The sequence below is a fragment of the Streptomyces sp. NPDC025638 genome, from assembly GCF_055558775.1.
Genome location: NZ_JBVHLX010000016.1, coordinates 158,271 through 176,770, shown reverse-complemented (window position 1 = coordinate 176,770; position 18,500 = coordinate 158,271). Strand labels below are relative to the sequence as shown.

At 71.9% G+C, this 18,500-nt stretch carries 15 protein-coding genes; 9 read left to right on the top strand and 6 right to left on the bottom strand.

The genetic code is table 11. The annotated features are described in order from the left end of the window. Positions 1–148 precede the first annotated feature (148 nt). The gene (cofC, locus tag ACZ4EG_RS35400; protein WP_467793506.1) at positions 149–787 is read right to left on the bottom strand and encodes a 2-phospho-L-lactate guanylyltransferase; all 639 of its coding nucleotides are present in this window, start codon (positions 785–787) and stop codon (positions 149–151) included. A gap of 155 nt (positions 788–942) precedes the next feature. Here cofC and ACZ4EG_RS35395 point away from each other — a divergent pair, with 155 nt between their 5' ends. Genes ACZ4EG_RS35395 through ACZ4EG_RS35385 form a run of 3 tightly spaced genes read left to right on the top strand, consistent with a single transcriptional unit; the run spans position 943 to position 3,949 of the window. Then, positions 943–1,725 carry a lysophospholipid acyltransferase family protein gene (locus tag ACZ4EG_RS35395; protein WP_467793505.1) on the top strand — a complete coding sequence of 261 codons (783 nt, stop codon included), beginning with the start codon at positions 943–945 and terminating at the stop codon, positions 1,723–1,725. After that, complete coding sequence (locus ACZ4EG_RS35390; RefSeq protein WP_467793504.1) at positions 1,722–2,732, top strand: NAD(P)H-dependent glycerol-3-phosphate dehydrogenase; 1,011 nt, start codon at positions 1,722–1,724, stop codon at positions 2,730–2,732. Before ACZ4EG_RS35395 ends, ACZ4EG_RS35390 begins: the two co-directional genes overlap by 4 nt. A 59-nt stretch (positions 2,733–2,791) precedes the next feature. Further along, entirely contained in the window at positions 2,792–3,949 is a 1,158-nt protein-coding gene (locus ACZ4EG_RS35385) for a D-alanine--D-alanine ligase family protein (protein ID WP_390712539.1), read from the top strand. A gap of 88 nt (positions 3,950–4,037) precedes the next feature. Here ACZ4EG_RS35385 and ACZ4EG_RS35380 read toward each other — a convergent pair whose 3' ends face one another. Next, positions 4,038–4,556: a DUF3515 domain-containing protein gene (locus ACZ4EG_RS35380; protein ID WP_453554260.1), complete on the bottom strand. Its 519-nt coding sequence runs from the start codon at positions 4,554–4,556 to the stop codon at positions 4,038–4,040. A 20-nt stretch (positions 4,557–4,576) separates the two neighbouring features. Then, on the bottom strand, positions 4,577–4,810 hold the full coding sequence (locus ACZ4EG_RS35375; RefSeq protein WP_003997603.1) for an Lrp/AsnC family transcriptional regulator: 234 nt from the start codon (positions 4,808–4,810) through the stop codon (positions 4,577–4,579). Positions 4,811–5,016: 206 nt separating this feature from the next. Between ACZ4EG_RS35375 and ACZ4EG_RS35370 the strand changes: the two genes are divergently transcribed. Both ACZ4EG_RS35370 and thiD read left to right on the top strand, forming a co-directional pair. Further along, complete coding sequence (locus ACZ4EG_RS35370) at positions 5,017–5,982, top strand: thiamine-phosphate kinase (protein WP_316757956.1); 966 nt, start codon at positions 5,017–5,019, stop codon at positions 5,980–5,982. Further along, positions 5,979–6,770: a bifunctional hydroxymethylpyrimidine kinase/phosphomethylpyrimidine kinase gene (thiD, locus tag ACZ4EG_RS35365; protein WP_467793503.1), complete on the top strand. Its 792-nt coding sequence runs from the start codon at positions 5,979–5,981 to the stop codon at positions 6,768–6,770. The genes ACZ4EG_RS35370 and thiD overlap by 4 nt, the downstream gene beginning before the upstream one ends. Positions 6,771–6,892: 122 nt before the next feature. Here thiD and rpmB read toward each other — a convergent pair whose 3' ends face one another. Further along, positions 6,893–7,078, bottom strand: coding sequence for a 50S ribosomal protein L28 (rpmB, locus tag ACZ4EG_RS35360; protein ID WP_003993230.1), 186 nt, complete (start codon positions 7,076–7,078; stop codon positions 6,893–6,895). A gap of 258 nt (positions 7,079–7,336) precedes the next feature. Between rpmB and ACZ4EG_RS35355 the strand changes: the two genes are divergently transcribed. Further along, positions 7,337–9,046 carry a DAK2 domain-containing protein gene (locus ACZ4EG_RS35355; RefSeq protein ID WP_467793502.1) on the top strand — a complete coding sequence of 570 codons (1,710 nt, stop codon included), beginning with the start codon at positions 7,337–7,339 and terminating at the stop codon, positions 9,044–9,046. Here ACZ4EG_RS35355 and ACZ4EG_RS35350 read toward each other — a convergent pair. Next, the gene (locus tag ACZ4EG_RS35350) at positions 9,030–11,951 is read right to left on the bottom strand and encodes a tetratricopeptide repeat protein (RefSeq protein WP_467793501.1); all 2,922 of its coding nucleotides are present in this window, start codon (positions 11,949–11,951) and stop codon (positions 9,030–9,032) included. The genes ACZ4EG_RS35355 and ACZ4EG_RS35350 overlap by 17 nt on opposite strands. Further along, positions 11,948–13,777 (bottom strand): HSP90 family protein, encoded by a 1,830-nt coding sequence (locus ACZ4EG_RS35345; RefSeq protein WP_467793500.1) that lies wholly within the window; start codon positions 13,775–13,777, stop codon positions 11,948–11,950. Before ACZ4EG_RS35345 ends, ACZ4EG_RS35350 begins: the two co-directional genes overlap by 4 nt. A gap of 166 nt (positions 13,778–13,943) precedes the next feature. Here ACZ4EG_RS35345 and ACZ4EG_RS35340 point away from each other — a divergent pair, with 166 nt between their 5' ends. The 3 genes from ACZ4EG_RS35340 to coaD all read left to right on the top strand — a co-directional run bounded on the left by ACZ4EG_RS35340 (position 13,944) and on the right by coaD (position 18,427). After that, positions 13,944–17,165: a helicase-related protein gene (locus ACZ4EG_RS35340; protein WP_467793499.1), complete on the top strand. Its 3,222-nt coding sequence runs from the start codon at positions 13,944–13,946 to the stop codon at positions 17,163–17,165. Positions 17,166–17,333: 168 nt separating this feature from the next. Further along, on the top strand, positions 17,334–17,921 hold the full coding sequence (gene rsmD, locus ACZ4EG_RS35335) for a 16S rRNA (guanine(966)-N(2))-methyltransferase RsmD (RefSeq protein ID WP_467793498.1): 588 nt from the start codon (positions 17,334–17,336) through the stop codon (positions 17,919–17,921). Between the two features lie 26 nt (positions 17,922–17,947). After that, the gene (coaD, locus tag ACZ4EG_RS35330) at positions 17,948–18,427 is read left to right on the top strand and encodes a pantetheine-phosphate adenylyltransferase (protein WP_361618108.1); all 480 of its coding nucleotides are present in this window, start codon (positions 17,948–17,950) and stop codon (positions 18,425–18,427) included. Positions 18,428–18,500: the final 73 nt, after the last annotated feature.

The following is an 18,500-nucleotide window of genomic DNA, read 5'->3' as shown; positions in this document are numbered from 1 at the left end:
GCCGGCAAGCCCCGAGCTGCGGGCAGTCGTGCCGCTTGGGGCGGCACGGGTGGGCGCAGCGGCGCCCGGCAAGCGCCGGTGAGCGACCCAACCCCCGCCCAGCGCCGGTGAGCGACCCAACCCCCGCCCAGCGCCGGCACCGGGTGCCTCAGGACCCCGGGATCAGCAAGCCTGCCGATACTGATGCCGTGTGTGGGCCCACCCCGAGGGCCAGGGCCGCTCGTAGGTCCTCGCCGGTGTCCACGTCCTGGCGTACCGAGTCGACCGCGTAGAGGCGGAGTTCCACCGCCCCCGAGGCGCGGTGCCGGGAGCGGGAATCGGTGCCGAATGCCGGCTGCAATTCCCGGTCGGGGGCCGCCGCCAGCAAGGTCGTGCCGATTGCGGCCGCATCCGCGAGAAAAGCACGCGGGAATTCCGCCGCGGCCGCCAGCACCCGGGACAATTCCGCGGGCCGCAGGGCCGGCAGGTCGGCGTTCAGGGCCGCCACGGGAGTTCCCGGACGCGACGACCGTACGACCCCCGCTCCGTGCGCCAGCGCGGCGTTCAGGCCGTCGGCCGGCTCGTCCGGGACGATCCGGGCACCCAGCGCCGCCAGCTCGCGGCCGGCCAGCTCGTCGTCCGTGACGACCGCCACATCCTTGACCTGCGCACATGCCAGCGCCGCGGCCACCGTGTCCTGCGCGAACGCGAGGGCCAGTGCCGGGCGCACCCCGTCGGCGGCCGTGTCCGAGAGCCTGCTCTTGGCCCGCGCCAGGGGCTTGAGGGGTATGACCAAGGTCCACTGCACCGACGTACCGTCCCTCTCTTGTTGCGGACATTGTCACCCGGGTCATCCGGCGGTTCCGGTCATCGGGCGTACGGTGTCCTCGACAGACCGGCGGCCCGGGGCGACACTTGTGCGGCCCCCGCACCCGGGGAGAAGGCCTAGAGGAAGGTGTCCGCGTGTCCCGCCGCAGAATCGGGTTCTGGTACCGCTTCGCAGCGGTCCTCTGCAAACCGCCGCTGGTGGTTCTGATCAAGCGGGACTGGCGTGGAATGGAGAACATTCCGGCCGACGGTGGATTTATCACCGCGGTGAACCACAATTCACACGTGGACCCCTTCGCGTACGCGCACTATCAGTACAACACCGGACGGGTTCCGCGATTCCTGGCGAAGAGCGGGCTTTTCAAGGAGGGATTCGTCGGTGCCGCGATGCGCGGCACCGGGCAGATCCCCGTCTACCGCGAGAGCACCGACGCGCTCAGCGCGTTCCGGGCCGCGATCGACGCCGTGGAGCGCGGCGAGTGCGTCGCCTTCTACCCCGAGGGCACCCTCACCCGCGACCCGAACGGCTGGCCCATGACCGGCAAGACCGGTGCCGCGCGGGTGGCGCTGCAGACCCAGTGCCCGGTCATCCCGGTCGCCCAGTGGGGCGCCAACGAGCTGCTGCCGCCGTACGCCAAGAAGCCCAACCTCTGGCCGCGCAAGACGCACCACGTCCTCGCGGGCCCGCCGGTCGACCTGTCGCGCTTCTACGACCAGGAGATGACTCCGGAGCTCCTCAAGGAGGCCACCGAGGTCATCATGGCCGCCATCACCCGCCTGCTGGAGGAGATCCGCGGCGAGAAGGCGCCCGATACGCCCTACGACCCGCGCCGGGAGCGGATCGAGCAGCGGCGCCGGACCGAGGCGCAGACGCAGACCCAGACCAAGCAGGCAGAAGGGCAGGGACAGGGCAAGTGAGCAAGCCGGTCAAGGCAGGGGTCTTCAGCGCCGGTTCGTGGGGCACGGCCTTCGGCATGGTGCTCGCCGACGCGGGCTGTGAGGTCACCATCTGGGCGCGCCGTGCGGAGGTCGCCGAGGCGATCAACTCCACCCGGACGAACCCGGACTACCTGCCGGGCGTCGAGCTCCCGGAGAACCTGCGGGCCACCACCGACCCGGCCGAGGCCGCCGCCGGCGCCGACTTCACGGTCCTGTCCGTCCCCTCCCAGACCCTGCGCGCCAACCTCGCGGAATGGGTTCCGCTGCTGGCTCCCGGCACCGTCCTCGTGTCCCTGATGAAGGGCGTCGAGCTGGGCTCCGCGATGCGGATGAGCGAGGTCATCGACGACGTCGCCAAGGTCGGCCAGGACCGTATCGCCGTGGTCACCGGGCCCAACCTGGCCCGGGAGATCGCCGCCCGCATGCCCGCCGCCGCCGTGGTCGCCTGCACCGACGAGGCGGTCGCCCAGCGGCTCCAGGCCGCCTGCCACACGCCGTACTTCCGCCCGTACACCAACACCGACGTCGTCGGCTGCGAACTCGGCGGCGCGGTCAAGAACGTGATCGGCCTCGCGGTCGGCATCGCCGACGGCATGGGCCTCGGCGACAACGCCAAGGGCTCGCTCATCACCCGCGGCCTCGCCGAGACCACCCGGCTCGGCCTGGCGCTCGGCGCCGACCCGCTGACCTTCTCCGGACTCGCGGGCCTGGGCGACCTGGTGGCCACCTGCTCCTCGCCGCTCTCCCGCAACCACACCTTCGGCACCAACCTCGGCAAGGGCATGACCCTGGAGGAGACGATCGCGGTCACCAAGCAGACCGCCGAGGGCGTCAAGTCGTGCGAGTCCGTGGCGGATCTGGCCCGCCGACACGGCGTCGACATGCCCATCACGGAGACGGTCGTGGACATCGTGCACGAGGGAAAGCCGCCGGTGGTGGCCCTCAAGGAGCTGATGTCGCGCAGCGCGAAGCCGGAACGACGCTGAGCGATCCCGGCTGTCGGACGCTGTCTCGGGGCCCTACCACCGGGTACTCTCAACGCGATATGAGCACCGAGAACCTCCCCCAGAGCCCTGAGCAGCCGTCCCGCAAGCCGCGCGTGGCCGTCGTGTTCGGCGGACGCAGCTCCGAACACGGGATCTCCGTGGTCACCGCCGGCGCCGTACTGCGCGCCATCGACCGGACGAAGTACGACGTTCTCCCGATCGGCATCACCCGGGACGGCCGTTGGGCGCTCACCGCCGACGAGCCGGACCGGATGGCCATCACCGACCGCCGCACCCCGAGCGTCGAGGAGCTCGCGGAGTCCAGCGAGGGCGGCGTGGTGCTCCCCGTCGACCCCGCCAACCGCGAGGTGGTCTACAGCGAGCCCGGATCGGTGCCCAAGGCCCTCGGCGAGGTCGACGTGGTCTTCCCGGTGCTGCACGGCCCCTACGGCGAGGACGGCACCCTCCAGGGCCTCCTGGAGCTCTCCGGCGTCCCGTACGTGGGCGCGGGTGTGCTCGCCTCGGCCGTCGGCCAGGACAAGGAGTACATGAAGCGGGTGTTCACCTCCTTCGGGCTCAAGGTCGGCCCGTATGTGGTGATCAGGCCCCGCGAGTGGCAGCAGGACGAGTCCGCCGCCCGCAAGAAGATCATCGACTTCGCCGGCGAGCACGGCTGGCCGCTGTTCGTGAAGCCCGCGCGCGCGGGTTCGTCGATCGGCATCACCAAGGTCGACGACCTGTCCGGCCTGGACGAGGCGATCGCCGAGGCGCAGAGCCACGACCCCAAGATCCTGGTGGAGGCCGCGGTGCGCGGCCGCGAGATCGAGTGCGGCGTCCTGGAGTTCGAGGACGGGCCGCGGGCCTCCGTCCCGGCCGAGATCCCGCCGCCGGACGCGCACGCGTACTACGACTTCGAGGCCAAGTACATCGACTCCACGCCCGGCATCGTCCCGGCGCCGCTGACCGACGAGGAGACCGCCGAGGTGCGGCGGCTCGCGGTTGACGCCTTCGAGGCGGCCTCGTGCGAGGGTCTGGTCCGCGCCGACTTCTTCCTCACCGAGGACGGCGAGTTCGTGATCAACGAGATCAACACGATGCCCGGCTTCACACCGATCTCGATGTACCCGCAGATGTGGCAGGCGACCGGTATCAGCTACCCGGAGCTGGTGGACCGGCTCGTGGAGGCCGCCCTGCGCCGCTCGACCGGGCTGCGCTAGAGGGCCGGACCCCGGTCCCGGCGGGTCGGAGCGCGATTCGGGCGGCGGATCGGACCCCCGGCCCGCGGCCGTCATGTCCTTGCGGCCGTCAAGTCATGGAGGCGATCCCCGTGGGGATCGCCTTTTTGACGGAAGCCGCCATCTCGGCGAGCACCCGGGCGCTGTCGTCCTGGCCCGACAGTTCCTTCGGCAGGATCAGCTGCACGTAGGCCTCGCGCTTGGCCGTGGTGAACCGCCACGTCCCGTCGTCCTGCTTCTCCATGAGCCAGTCGACGCCGTTGACCCCGCCGCCGATCGCGTTCGGGTCGGCGCCCTGGGCCACCTTGGGGTCGATCATCTTGGGCGGCCGCACGATACCGCAGCGCAGTATGATCGCCGGGCTTCCCCAGCCCGCCGTGTAGGCGGACCGGGGTCCAGGGTCGTTGCGGCTCCGTCCGTCCAGCTTCTTCGGCAGCACCTCGTGCAGCTCGCGGCACATCCCGGCCGTCTTCGCGTCGGGACTGGGAACCGCGACTGTGGCACTGTCGTCTGCTGATGAGCAGCCCGCGACGGAGATCAGCAGGGCCAGCGCGGGCAGACCGATGAGCCGGTGACGGAAGATGTCCACCGGCCAAGGGTAGACGGGGGCTAGAGATGCACGACCGGGCAGGTCAGGGTGCGGGTGATGCCGTCCACTTGCTGGACCTTGGCGACCACCATGCGGCCGAGGTCGTCGACGGTGTCGGCCTGCGCCCGCACGATGACGTCGTACGGTCCTGTCACGTCCTCGGCCTGGATGACTCCAGGGATCTTGCTGATCGTCTCGGCGACGGTCGACGCCTTGCCGACCTCCGTCTGGATCAGGATGTACGCCTGTACCACGGAACCTCCAGGGCGGCCACGAGGATCATGTGGGGAAAAGGAACGCCACGGTATCGCGTCGTCGCTCGCCGCGGGGAGACCTGCGCAGACCCCGGCATCCGCGCCGGGGTGCAGGCACGACAGAAGTGGACGGTCACCTCGACCGTATCGAGGACGATGATGGTGCGCGAGCGGGCACGGACAGGGACAGAAGGGGCGAAGGGTCAATGAAGGGCACTGTTGGTGAGCTCGGGGAATTCGGGCTCATCAGGGAGCTCACCTCCCGTCTGACGACCACCCCGGTGGTCCGGGTCGGCCCGGGCGACGACGCCGCGGTGGTCGCCGCGCCCGACCGCAGGGTCGTGGCGAGCACCGACATCCTCCTGGAGGGACGGCACTTCCGCCGTGACTGGTCCACGGCGTACGACGTGGGGCGCAAGGCGGCCGCGCAGAACCTCGCGGACATCGCGGCCATGGGCGCCGTACCGACCGCGCTACTGCTCGGCCTGGTCGTCCCCGCCGAACTCCCGGTCACCTGGCCCAGCGAGCTGATGGACGGCCTGCGCGACGAGTGCCAGGTCGCGGGCGCCTCCGTGGTCGGCGGGGATGTCGTACGGGGCGACACGATCATGGTGTCGATCACCGCGCTCGGCGATCTGCGCAACCAGGAGCCGGTGACCCGGGCCGGAGCCCAGCCCGGCGACCTCGTCGCGGTGACCGGCTGGCTGGGCTGGTCCGCGGCCGGGTACGCGGTGCTCTCCCGCGGCTTCCGCTCGCCGCGCGCCTTCGTCGAAGCCCACCGGCGCCCCGAACCGCCGTACCACGCGGGTCCCGCGGCCGCCGGGCTCGGCGCGACCGCGATGTGCGACGTGAGCGACGGACTGATCGCCGACCTCGGGCACATCGCCGAGGCCAGCAAGGTCCGCATAGACATCCGCTCCGGCGCGATCGACATCCCGTCCCAGATGAACGACATCGGTCAGGCCGTCGGCGTCGACCCGCTCCAGTGGGTGCTGACCGGGGGCGAGGACCACGCGATCGTGGCGACCTTCCCGCCGGACGTGAAGCTGCCGGCCCGCTGGAAGGTCATCGGCGAGGTCCTCAACCCCTCGGCGCTGCCCCAGGTGACGGTCGACGGGGCGCCGTGGACCAGCAAGGGCGGCTGGGACCACTTCGGGGACATGGAGCCGTGAGCGCCCCGCCGAGGGTCCTGACCGTCGCCGGCTCCGACTCCGGCGGCGGCGCGGGCATCCAGGCCGACCTCAAGACGATGCTCGCGCTCGGTGTGCACGGCATGAGCGTGATCACGGCGGTCACCGCGCAGAACTCCCTCGGCGTGCAGGGGGCCTGGGAGCTGCCGGTGGAGGCGGTGCGGGCCCAGTACCGCAGCGTCGTCGACGACATCGGCGTACAGGCCGTGAAGACCGGCATGCTCGCCTCGGCCGAACTCGTCGAGGCGGTGGCCGCGTTGATCGGCGACACGGACGCCCCGGCGGTCGTGGACCCGGTCGGCGTCTCCAAACACGGGGACTCGCTGCTGGCCGCTTCCGCGCTGGACTCGATGCGCACGAAACTGCTGCCGGTGGCGACCGTGGCCACCCCGAACCTCGACGAGGTGACCCAACTCACCGGCGTGCGGGTCGAGTCGGAGGAGGGGCTGCGGGAGGCCGCGGCCGCCGTGCTGGCCCACGGCCCGCGCTGGGTGCTGATCAAGGGCGGCCATCTGCCCGGGGACGCCGTGGACCTGCTCACCGACGGCTCCGAGGAACACTGGCTGCGGGCACCGCGGCACGACAACCGGCACACGCACGGCACCGGCTGCACACTCGCATCCGCGATCGCGGCGGGACTGGCGAAGGGACACTCCGTGCCGGAGGCCGTCACCGAGGCGAAGGCGTACGTCACCGGGGCGATCGCGGGCGGGTTCGCGCTGGGCGGGGGGATCGGGCCGGTGGATCACGCCTGGCGGTTCCGAGCCTGATCGATCCGTAGGAACGGCAAAAAGCCGGCCCACCCGCAGGTGGACCGGCTTGTTGCAGCGAACCAGCAGTGGCCGCGCGCGATGGGGTCCCCCCTGCTCGCTGAGAGCTTGGGGGATGTGCGTCAGCGCGAGACCTTGCCGGCCTTGATGCACGAGGTGCAAGCGTTCACGCGCTTCGGCGTCCCGCCGACCACGGTACGCACACGCTGGATGTTCGGGTTCCAGCGGCGGGACGTACGGCGGTGCGAGTGCGAGATGTTGTTGCCGAAGCCCGGCCCCTTGCCGCAGACGTCGCAGTTGGCAGCCACGGGTCACTCCAAAGACTTCAGATGCACTTACGGTTGATCCCGGCATGCCGGGATCTAGATCTTAGAACCTGAGATCTTGAGTGGCGTTGCCAGGGGGAATGGCCCGATCGGATCGGGCAACCGGAGCAGCATACAACGACTGCGCCCGTACAACGAAACTACCATGGCAGCTCAGGGGCCCGCTCCCGGCCCTCTTCCGGTGGACGGCGACCCGGGGTCTACGCTGCGTCCGACGTCCAGCAGCTCAGGGAGGCGCAGGTGGCGCAGGTGCCGCAGACATTCTTCGATGCTCTCGCGGTACGCACCTGGTGCGGTCTCGCGCTCCGGGCGCTGGGGCAGGCGCGCGAGGAGATCGACGCGATCAACGTGTATCCGGTGGCGGACGGGGACACCGGCACGAACCTGTATCTGACCCTGGAGTCGGCCGTGGCGTCGGTCGAGGCGGTCTTCGCCGGGTACGAGGCGGCTCCGGCGAACGGCACGGGACCGTCGCTGGCCGATGCCGTGCACGCCATGGCGCACGGGGCCCTCATCGGGGCGCGGGGCAACTCCGGGACGATCCTCGCCCAACTGCTGCGCGGCATGACCCAGGTGCTCACCGCCGACGGTGCGGGCGCTCACACGGACGGCGAAGGGCTGCGGCTCGCCCTGCGGCACGCGGCCGACTCCGCCCGCCAGGCCGTGGCCCACCCCGTCGAGGGCACCGTCCTGACCGTCGCCGCGGCCGCCGCCGACGCCGCCGAGGGCGCCGAGGGGGACTGCGGGACGGTCGCCCGCGCGGCCTACGAGGGGGCGCGTACGGCTCTCGCGGCGACTCCGGGGCAGCTGGCCGTCCTGGAGCGGGCCGGAGTGGTCGACGCGGGCGGACGGGGGCTGGTGGCGGTTCTGGCCGCGCTGGTGGAGACGTTCACGGGGGAGGCGCCGACGGGCGCGCAGGGGGCGGCGCCGGCCTACCTGGGGCACCTGGAGGCCGTCGCGGAGGCGCACGCGCGCGGGGTGGCCGCTTCCGCGGAGGCGACCGGGTGCGGCGACGGGGCGCAGGACGACGGGCCCGCCTTCGAGGTGATCTATCTGCTGGAGGCCGGCGACGATGCCGTGGCGCGGCTGCGGGAGCGGCTCGACGCCCTCGGGGACTCCCTCGTGGTGGTCGGCGGGGACGGGCTGTGGAACGTCCATGTGCACGTCGACGACGCGGGCGCCGCCGTGGAGGCGGGCGTCGAGGCCGGGCGGCCGTACCGGATCCGGATCACCCACTTCGGGCTCGGCGATGTGCACACCAGCGGCGCGCGGCCGCCCCGCGAGCGGGTCCAGCGCGCCGTGGTGGCCGTCGTGCCCGGCGAGGGCCTGGCCGGGCTGTACACCGAGGCCGGCGCCACCACCGTGCTCGCCCGCCCCGGCGAGCCGCCTGCCAGCGGGGAGCTCGTCGAGGCCGTACGACGTGCCCACGCGCGCGAGGTGGTGCTGCTGCCCAACGACGCGGAGCTGCGGCACACGGCGGCCGCGGCGGCCGAACAGGCCCGCGCCGAAGGCATCCGCGTCGCCCTCATCCCGACCCGCTCGGCGGTCCAGGGCATCGCCGCGCTCGCGGTCCACGAGCCGCAGCGCCGCTTCGACGAGGACGTCGTCCAGATGACCTCGGCCGCGGGCGCCACCCGCTACGCCGAGGTCGCCGTCGCCGAGCGCCAGTCCTGGACCATGGCCGGCATCTGTCAGGCCGGCGACGTCCTCGGCCTCATCGACGGCGACGTCGCGGTCATCGGCTCGGACGTCACCGCCGCCGCCGAGACCGTCCTGGACCGCATGCTCCAGGCCGGCGGGGAACTGGTCACCCTCGTCCTCGGCGACGACGCGCCGGAGGAGATCGCCGACCGCCTGGAGGCGCGCGTCCGCGAGTCCTACCTCGCCGTCGACACGGTGGTGTACCGGGGCGGGCGGCAGGGAGCCCTGCTGCTCATCGGCGTGGAATGAGCTCCAGCATCTGGCCCGCCTCGGCCCGGCGTGCCTGTACGGTCTCGTCCGCGTCGTCGGCCCCTTCGTAGGCCGCCAGCACCGCACGCGCGCGTGCGGCCGCGTCGGCCGGGCGGCCCAGGTCGGCCTCCAGCCAGCCCGCGGCCAGCTCAGCCCCCGTACGGCTGTGCAGGGCGTCGTCGCCGAGCGAGCCGAACACCGCCACCGCCCGCTCCATCTGGGCCAGCGCCTCCTCGAACGCGGCCCGGATCACCCCCTCCTCGGCCTCCTCGGACACCGAGCGGGCCAGCAGGTCGCCGAACTGACGGTGGGTGTGCCCGAGTTCCGCGAGCAGCCGCCCGCGCGTCTCCTCGTCGCCGGCCGCCGCCCGCGCCGTCGCGCATTCCTCGACCGCGCCCGCCATCAGCTCCCGCGCCCCGGCCGGCCCGCCCGCGGTGCGCAGCGCCAGCCATGCGCGGGCGCGCAGCGAGCGGACGAGGCCGTGCACATTGCCGAGCGAGCGCCACAGGTCGCCCGCGCGCGCGTAGGCCCGGTCCGCCTCCTCCTGCAGCCCGGCCTGCCCGAGGGACTCGGCGGCGAGGTGGGCGAGCGTCGCGTGGTCCTGCTGCTCGGGCCAGTGCCGGGCGATCTCGGCCGCCTGCAGCCGGCGTTCGGCGGCGGCGCGGTGCTCGCCCAGCTCGCTCAGACAGTCACCGAGCCACCACTGGGTCTGCACGATCGCGCCGTCGCCGTGCGTGTCCGCGTCCAGGTCGGGCAGCGCCGACTCCAGCACCTCGGCGGCCTCGGCGAACCGCCCCTGCCGCAGCAGGAAGCCGCCCAGCTGATGCCGCGCCCAGGCGCCCAGCGTGGCGCTCTCGCCCGCCTCGTCGGCCCAGTGCGCGGCCTGCAGGGCGTGTTCCGCGGCCTCCGGCACCGCACCCCGGCCGCCCACCACCTCGGCGAGCTGGAGGTGCAACTGGGCCCGTCCGGTCGCCTCCAGATACGGCCCGCCGTGCTCCAGGGACGCCCGCAGCGCCCGTTCCGCCTCCGCCATGTCGCCGCCCTGGTGCGCGAGAGCGGCCACCCGCACCTCGTACTCCACGCAGAACCACGGCAGCCCGGCCTCCACGAACCCCCGCGCGGCCCGCCGGAACAGCTCCGCCGCGCGCTCGGCGTCCCCGGCGTGCTCCGCCAGCTCCGCCAGCATCGCCCGCCCCTCGGCGGCCCGGGAGGCCAGCCGCACATCGTCGCCGATGTGCCCGTTCACCAGCGCCAGCAGCTCCCGTACGGCCTGCTCGGCCGCGGCGACGGCACCCGGGGCGTCCTCGTGCACCCGCCGCATCAGGATGCGCGCCCGCCCCATCAGCACGGACGCCGTCTGCCGTACGCCGGTGGCCTCGTCGGCGTAGAGGGCGAGGACCTCGTCGTACGGCTCCGCGACCGCCGCCAGCGCCTCGTCGACCTCACCCGACAGGGCATGTACGTACGCCGCACGCGTGCGTGCCGCCAGTGCCTCCCCGGGGTCGCCCGCCTCCGCGTACAGCTCGGCGGCCCGCTCGAAGAGGCCGACGCCGTCGGGGCCGCGGTCCATCGCCTCGTGGTCGGCGATCTCCGCGCGGTCCCGCGCGTCCAGCTCGACGCCCTCGGCGGCCCGCGCGACCGCCGCCCACGCCTCGATCGCGTGGGGACGGAGGGTGTCCGACAGCCGCCGGGCCTCGGCGAGCAGCGCGGGCAGGTCCGGCTCGCCCGCCGGGTCCGCGACCGTGACGGGGGCGGGCGGGGCTGCCACGGGGGAGTGCACGGCGGCCGTCCGCACCCCGAGCGGCAGCCGCTCCACCAGCGGCAGCTGCTCCATGCGCGCGCGTACCCGCTCGCCGACGGACGGCGAACCGTTGCGCCGGTCGAACCGCGCGGCCAGTTCCAGGGCCTCCGCGCGCGCGTGGGCGGCGAGCTCCCCGGCGGTCCACGCCCGCCCGGCCGGCCCCGGCACCCGCTGATCGCCGTGCCCGAGCCCGGTCATCCGGTCCATCAGCAGGGTCACCACGGCCATGAAGTCCAGCCGGCTGCGCGGCTGCCCCGTGTCCGTGAAGTACGCGGGCCGCTCCGCGAGCAGTTCGAGCCCCCGCGCCTCGTTGCCGGTCAGCGCGCAGAACTCCACGTGGTCCGCGTAGGCGCCGCGCATGCTCTCCATGGGCCGCACCAGCCGGAAACCGCGCAGATGGTGGGCGCGGGCCTCGTCCACGCGGTCCAGCCGCAGCAGCGGCGCCAGCGAGGACGCGAGGACGGTGTGCGGCTCGTGGGCGCAGGTGTACTCGCCCTCCAGGACCGGCCGCCACAGCTCCAGCGCCTCGGCGTCCCGGCCCAGTTCCACCAGCCAGGTGCCCTGCCCGTGCAGCTCGCACGCATGGCAGTCCGCCATCCGGTCCCGGTCGGCGGCCAGCCAGGCGTCGTACGCCCGCCCCGCGCGCTCCAGGTCCCCGATGTGCGCCGCCACGCTGAACTCGGCGCTGCGCACCGCCCGTTCCGAGTGCCCGGCCAGCCGGTAGCGGTGCTCCATCTCGCCGAGCCACTTCTCGATCGAGGCGAGCGGGATGTGCGGCTGGTCCAGCATCCCGGCCGACATCCACTTGAAGACCCAGTGCAGCGAGTGCGTCTCGTACTCGTCGAAGTCCTCGGGCCGTTCGTCCCACAGGCGCAGCAGCCGCGCGAACGGGACGAACATCTTGTCCTTCTCGGAGCTGTAGTTGTAGACCTTCAGCTGGTGTCCGAGCGCCTCGATCACGGCGAGCGGGATGTTCAGCCGCTCGGCCTCGGCGAGCAGTTGCTCCGCGCGCGCGTTGCGGGCCGGGCCCTCCGGTTGCTCGCCGTTCTCCGCCATCGCCCGTCGCAGCGCGTCGAAGTCCGTGATCCCGGTGTCTTCGGTCATCGGTGACCGTCCTCCCCGTGTGTGGCCCACTCCAGGAGGCCGATGAACGCCCGGTTCAGGAGCGCGGAGTCGGCGGGCTGCAGGGGACGCTGCGCCATCAGCAGCGCCTGCCCGTACAGCGACTCCGTCGCGGTGCCGATCAGCTCCGGTTCCGTCAGGGAACTGATGCGCCGGATCAGCGGGTTGAGATGGTTGAGCACCAGACGCGCGCGCGGGGCGCTGCCGCGCAGCGAGCCGAGGATGCCCGCCCACAGGTCGTCGGCCTGCTCCTCGGCCTCGGCCCGCGCCTGCTCGTGCCGGGCCGCCCGGTCGTCCAGGTGCAGCGCGGGCACGGACAGCGGATGGAAGGCGCGCAGTACGACGTCACAGCCCAGCGGGTCGAGCTTCGCCCGCGCGGCCGCCAGGAAGCCGGACAGCGCCAGTTCCTCGGCCGGATCGACCGCGTCCAGATGGGCGGTCACGGTGTCCGCGTCCAGCTCGGCGACCACCGTCCGGGGGCGCACGGACGGCAGCGCCTCGACCAGCTCGCTGTCGTAGGTGTAACCGCCGTTGATCACCCCGACGCCCTGCGCGGAGGCGATCGGCGCGACCTGCCGGTACTCCTCGACCGTCCGTGTGAAGTGCACCACCGGGTGCCGCTGCGCGAACTCCTCCAGGGACAGCCGCCCGTCGGTCGTCTCGAACGGCAGCCACGGCAGCATCGTGCGCAGCATCTCGCTGTCGTGCCGCGCCAGCGACTTCACGCCAAGGTGGTGCACCGACAGGAACGCGGACAGCCGTTCCGGATCGCCCGCCGCGAGCCCCGTCAGCCAGGAGCGAATCCTTTCGCCGAGCGCCTCCCGTACGGCCGCGAGGGTCTCGTCCTCGTACAGCGACTCGCGCGAGGCCGTGGGCCGCAAACTGTCCGTGTCCAGGACGCAGCGCACGAAGAACGCCCAGTCCGGCAGCAGCTGTTCGGCCCGCTCGGTCAGCAACATGCCCTTCAGGTGCACGCGGTGCGTGGCCCGCTGGGCGGGGCTGACCGCCGACGGCAGCACGTAGGCCACCCCGCGGATCCCGGCCAGCGGCACGTTCAGCTCGATCGAGTCCAGCGGGGTGAAGCCGAACAGCTCGTGGCAGTGCCGGGCCAGGGCCACCCGGCGGCCGGCGGGGGAGGGGTACGCGCGGTCCCAGGGCGCCGGAAGGTCGGTGACCGCCTCGTCGCCCACCCGCACGTCGTAGGGCAGCAGCGACCCGAAGTCCCGCGCCAGGGTGCGGACACGCTCCGGCGAGAGCCACTCCGCGGCCCCCGCCCGCGCCACCAGGTGCACGGTGGTGCCCGGTTCGGGACGTGCCTCGTCCGGCAGGGTCCGCACGGTGTACGAGCCGTCGTCGCACGCCGTCCACTCCACCGGCGGGGCATCCGGCGTACGGGCGCTGCGGCTGACGACCCGGATCCGCTCGGCGACCACGAAACAGGCGAGCAGCCCGATGCCGAACTGGCCCAGGAAGTCCGAGCGGGCCTCCTGCAGCCCGTCCGCGCGCTTGGAGCTGCGGCCGATGGTCGCCAGCAGGCTGTGCACGTCGGACTCGGTGAGCCCGACGCCGGAGTCCTCCACCCGGAGCGCTCCGCCGTCCGCGTACAGCCGCACCCGGGCCGGGGCTTCGGGCTCGTCGCCCCGCCGGGCGGTGATGGCGTCCACGGCGTTCTGCAGCAGCTCGCGCAGATAGACCTTGGGGCTGGAGTACAGGTGATGGGAGAGCAGGTCCACCAAACCACGCAGGTCGACCTGGAACGTATGAGGTGACTGTGATGCCTGGGATGACTGTGAGGTCTGGAAGTCCATCGTCGCAGCGCCGGTGGGGGGAGGTGCTTCGGCGCGGGGTCGGGCGGTCCCTGGTGGGGCGGTGACCGCGGGGGATGGCCGGAGCGGGCCATCCTAAAGCCCGAACAGCCCGTCTGACCAGGGGTTTCCCGGGACGTATACGGCAATGTCAGTGACGTGGTGTGCAATGGATCTCGTGCCCGCACTGAAAGAACCGCTGAAACAACCACTGAAGTCAGTGCTCGGCCCCGCCACCGCGAAGGTGATGGCCGAGCATCTCGGCCTGCACTCCGTAGGTGACCTCCTGCACCACTACCCGCGCAGATACGAGGAGCGCGGCCAGCTCACCCATCTCGCCGACCTCCCCATGGACGAGCACGTCACGGTGGTCGCCCAGGTCGCCGACGCCCGTCTGCACTCCTTCGCCTCCGCCAAGGCCCCCCGCGGCAAGGGCCAGCGCCTGGAAGTCACCATCACGGACGGCAGCGGCCGCCTCCAACTGGTCTTCTTCGGCAACGGCGTTCACAAGCCCCACAAGGAGCTGCTGCCGGGCACACGCGCGATGTTCGCGGGCAAGGTCTCCGTGTTCAACCGGCGGCTCCAACTGGCGCACCCGGCCTATGAACTTCTGCGGGGCGACACCGAGGAAGCGGTGGAGACCTGGGCCGGAGCCCTCATCCCCATCTACCCCGCCACCGCCAAGCTGGAGTCCTGGAAGATCGGCAAGGCGATCCAGACGGTGCTGCCCAGCGCCCAGGAGGCCCTCGACCCGCTGCCCGACTCGCTGCGCGAGGGCCGCGGCCTGGTCTCCCTCCCCGAGGCCCTCCTCAAGATCCACCGCCCGCACACCAAGGCGGACATCGCCGACGCCCGCGCGCGCCTCAAGTGGGACGAGGCCTTCGTCCTCCAGATCGCCCTGGCGCGCCGCAGGTACGCCGACGCCCAACTCCCGGCGGTCCCGCGCAGGCCGAAGAGCGACGGCCTCCTCACGGCCTTCGACGACCGCCTCCCGTTCACCCTCACCGAGGGCCAGCGGAAGGTCTCCAAGGAGATCTTCGACGACCTGGCGACCGAGCATCCGATGCACCGGCTGCTGCAGGGGGAGGTGGGTTCCGGGAAGGCTCAGCCACTGGACTCGCTCGTGCTCACACCCCGCGGCTTTCGGCGCATGGGTGACCTGGAGGTGGGCGACGAGGTCGTCGTGCCCGCAGGAGAGATCGCTGTGATCGACGGGGTCTTTCCACAAGGGGAACGGGATGTGTGGCGCGTCGTGCTCTCCGATGGAAGCTCGGTGGAATGCGATGACGAACACCTCTGGATCGTCGGCACGAGTTGCGGCTGGGACCGCGGTCAGCCTCCCAAGGTGATGGCCACCCGGGAAATCCGTCACGACTTGCTCAAGGCCAACGGATCGTCGAAGTGGTACATCCCGGCGGCGACCCCCGTGGACCTCGGCGACGACTCCGGCCTTCCTCTGGATCCCTACCTTTTCGGGCTCCTGTTGGGTGACGGCTCGTTCCGGCACAACCTGCGGTTCTCCACCGTCGACGCGGAGATCCGCGATGCCTTGGCGGCCTCGGTGGCTCCGGACTGTCGTCTCGTCCCTGTGACCGGTTCACGGTGCGACTACACGATTCAGCTGACCCGACGCTCGGGCGGCGTCCGTAATCCGGTCATCCAGACCTTGCGTGACCTGGGCCTTTGGGGACTGACGTCACACGACAAGTTCATTCCCGCCAAATTCAAGAACACGTCGATCAAGAACCGTCTCGCCCTCCTGCAGGGGCTCATGGACACCGACGGCACGGTTGATCAGAAGGGTATGAGCATTTCCCTGTGCTCGGCCTCGCCGACGTTGGCGGACGATGTGGCCTGGCTCGTGCGCTCCCTGGGCGGCCGGGCGCGTGTTCTGCCCAAGAAGGCCGCTTTCAACGTCTCGGTGGCGTTGCCCGATGGCTACCCCCCGTTCCGGCTCACCCGCAAGACCGAGCGCGTACGTCCACGTCCGAAGTACAACACCTTCCGCCGCGGCATCCGCACTGTGGAGCACGTGGGGCGGAAGCCGGTCCAATGCATCAGCGTCGCCCACCCCAGCCGCGCCTACATCACGGATCACTTCACGGTGACCCACAACACGATGGTCGCCCTGCGCGCCATGCTCGCCGTCGTCGACGCGGGTGGTCAGGCCGCCATGCTCGCGCCCACCGAAGTGCTCGCCCAGCAGCATCACCGGTCGGTCGTCGAGATGATGGGGGAGCTCGCCGAGGGCGGGATGCTGGGCGGGGCCGAGCAGGCCACCAAGGTCGTGCTGCTCACCGGTTCCATGGGAGCGGCCGCACGCCGGCAGGCGCTGCTCGATCTCGTCACCGGGGAGGCCGGGATCGTGATCGGCACGCATGCGCTGATCGAGGACAAGGTGCAGTTCCACGACCTGGGGCTCGTCGTGGTCGACGAGCAGCACCGGTTCGGGGTCGAGCAGCGTGACGCCCTGCGCGGCAAGGGCAAGCAGCCGCCGCACCTGCTCGTCATGACCGCCACGCCCATTCCGCGCACGGTCGCGATGACCGTCTTCGGCGACCTGGAGACCTCGGTCCTGGACCAGCTCCCGGCCGGGCGCTCGCCCATCGCCAGCCATGTCGTCCCGGCCGCCGACAAGCCGCACTTCCTGGCCCGCGCCTGGGAGCGGGTCCGCGAAGAGGTGGCGAGCGGGCATCAGGCGTACGTCGTCTGCCCCCGGATCGGGGACGAGGACGTGGACCCCAAGAAGAAGTCCCCCGAGGACGAGGCCGAGAAGCGCCCGCCGCTCGCCGTCCTCGACGTGGCCGACCAGCTGGCCAAGGGCCCGCTCACCGGCCTGAAGGTGGAGGTGCTGCACGGCCGTATGCACCCGGACGACAAGGACGCCGTCATGCGCCGCTTCGCGGCCGGGGAGACCGATGTCCTGGTCGCCACGACCGTGATCGAGGTCGGCGTCAACGTCCCGAACGCCACCGTGATGGTGATCATGGACGCCGACCGGTTCGGCGTGTCCCAGCTCCACCAGCTGCGCGGCCGCGTCGGCCGTGGTTCCGCCGCCGGCCTGTGCCTGCTGGTCACCGAGATGCCCGAGGCCAGCGCGGCCCGCCAGCGGCTGGGCGCGGTCGCCTCCACCCTCGACGGTTTCGAGCTCTCCCGCATCGACCTGGAACAGCGCCGCGAGGGCGACGTCCTGGGCCAGGCCCAGTCGGGCGCCCGCACCTCCCTGCGGGTCCTGGCGGTCATCGACGACGAGGAGATCATCGTGGAGGCGAGGGAGGAGGCCGCGGCGGTGGTGGCGGCCGACCCCGAGCTGGACGGGCTGCCGGGCCTTCGCACGGCCCTTGACGCCCTGTTGGACGACGAGAGGGAGCAGTACCTGGAAAAGGGCTGAGCCGGTCCCGCCCAGGGGCGCGGGGCTGTGTGGACTGTGCGCTACCGCCGTGCGGGCGCGGCCGGCCCCCGCACACCCGCACACCCGCACAGGCCGACGGTCATCACGCACCCACCCCCTTCGCCTGCCAAACTGAACGCAAAGCCGTCCCCGAACAAGGACCCCGAAATGACCCGCGTGATCGCCGGCGCAGCCGGCGGACGCCGCCTGGCCGTCCCGCCAGGGACCGGCACCCGCCCCACTTCCGACCGCGCGCGCGAGGGTCTCTTCTCCACCTGGCAGTCCCTGCTCGGCGGCCCCCTGGACGGCGAACGGATCCTGGACCTCTACGCCGGCTCCGGCGCCGTGGGCCTGGAGGCCCTCTCCCGCGGCGCGAGCCACACCCTGCTCGTCGAGGCCGACGCCCGCGCGGCCCGCACGGTCCGCGAGAACGTACGCAGCCTCGGCCTCCCCGGCGCCGAGGTCAGGGCGGGCAAAGCGGAACAGATCATCAGGACACCGGCGCCGGCCGAGCCGTACGACATCGTCTTCCTCGATCCTCCCTACGCAGTCTCGGACGAGGATCTTCGGGAGATTCTGCTCACACTCCGCGCGGAGGGGTGGCTCGCGGAGGAAGCCCTCGTCACCGTGGAGCGCAGCACCAGAGGCGGCGAATTCCGCTGGCCGGACGGTTTCGAAGCGCTCCGGGCCCGTCGCTACGGCGAGGGAACGTTTTGGTACGGTCGCGCCGCCTCTACGTGCGAAGACGCACGATGACCGGACCGGAGAGCGAGGGATCACAAGTGCGCCGCGCCGTCTGTCCCGGGTCGTTCGACCCCATCACCAACGGACACCTCGACATCATTTCCCGTGCCTCGCGCCTGTACGACGAGGTCTATGTGGCGGTCATGATCAACAAGGCCAAGAAGGGCCTGTTCGAGATCGACGAGCGGATCGACCTGATCCGCCAGGTCACCGCCGAGTACGGGAATGTCCGGGTCGAGGCCTTCCACGGCCTCCTCGTGGACTTCTGCAAGCAGCGCGACATCCCCGCCATCGTCAAGGGCCTGCGCGCCGTCAGCGACTTCGACTACGAGCTGCAGATGGCCCAGATGAACAACGGCCTCTCGGGCGTCGAGACCCTCTTCGTGCCCACCAACCCCACCTACAGCTTCCTGTCGTCCTCCCTGGTCAAGGAGGTCGCGACCTGGGGCGGCGACGTCTCCCACCTGGTCCCGCCGGTGGTCCTTCAGGCCCTCACCGAGCGCCTGAAGCAGGACTGAGGGCGCACAGTGAAAACCACCGGATCCTGACAATCCATCACCCGGTGTCGGACGGCCGCCCCATGGCCGTACA

Excerpts from the sequence above, each read along its gene's own strand:
- ACZ4EG_RS35385 (WP_390712539.1), top strand. The coding sequence starts at position 2,792 with ATGAGCACCGAGAACCTCCCCCAGAGCCCTGAGCAGCCGTCCCGCAAG.
- ACZ4EG_RS35370 (WP_316757956.1), top strand. The coding sequence starts at position 5,017 with ATGAAGGGCACTGTTGGTGAGCTCGGGGAATTCGGGCTCATCAGGGAG.
- ACZ4EG_RS35350 (WP_467793501.1), bottom strand. The coding sequence starts at position 11,951 with ATGACCGAAGACACCGGGATCACGGACTTCGACGCGCTGCGACGGGCG.
- ACZ4EG_RS35345 (WP_467793500.1), bottom strand. The coding sequence starts at position 13,777 with ATGGACTTCCAGACCTCACAGTCATCCCAGGCATCACAGTCACCTCAT.
- ACZ4EG_RS35340 (WP_467793499.1), top strand. The coding sequence starts at position 13,944 with ATGGATCTCGTGCCCGCACTGAAAGAACCGCTGAAACAACCACTGAAG.
- rsmD (WP_467793498.1), top strand. The coding sequence starts at position 17,334 with ATGACCCGCGTGATCGCCGGCGCAGCCGGCGGACGCCGCCTGGCCGTC.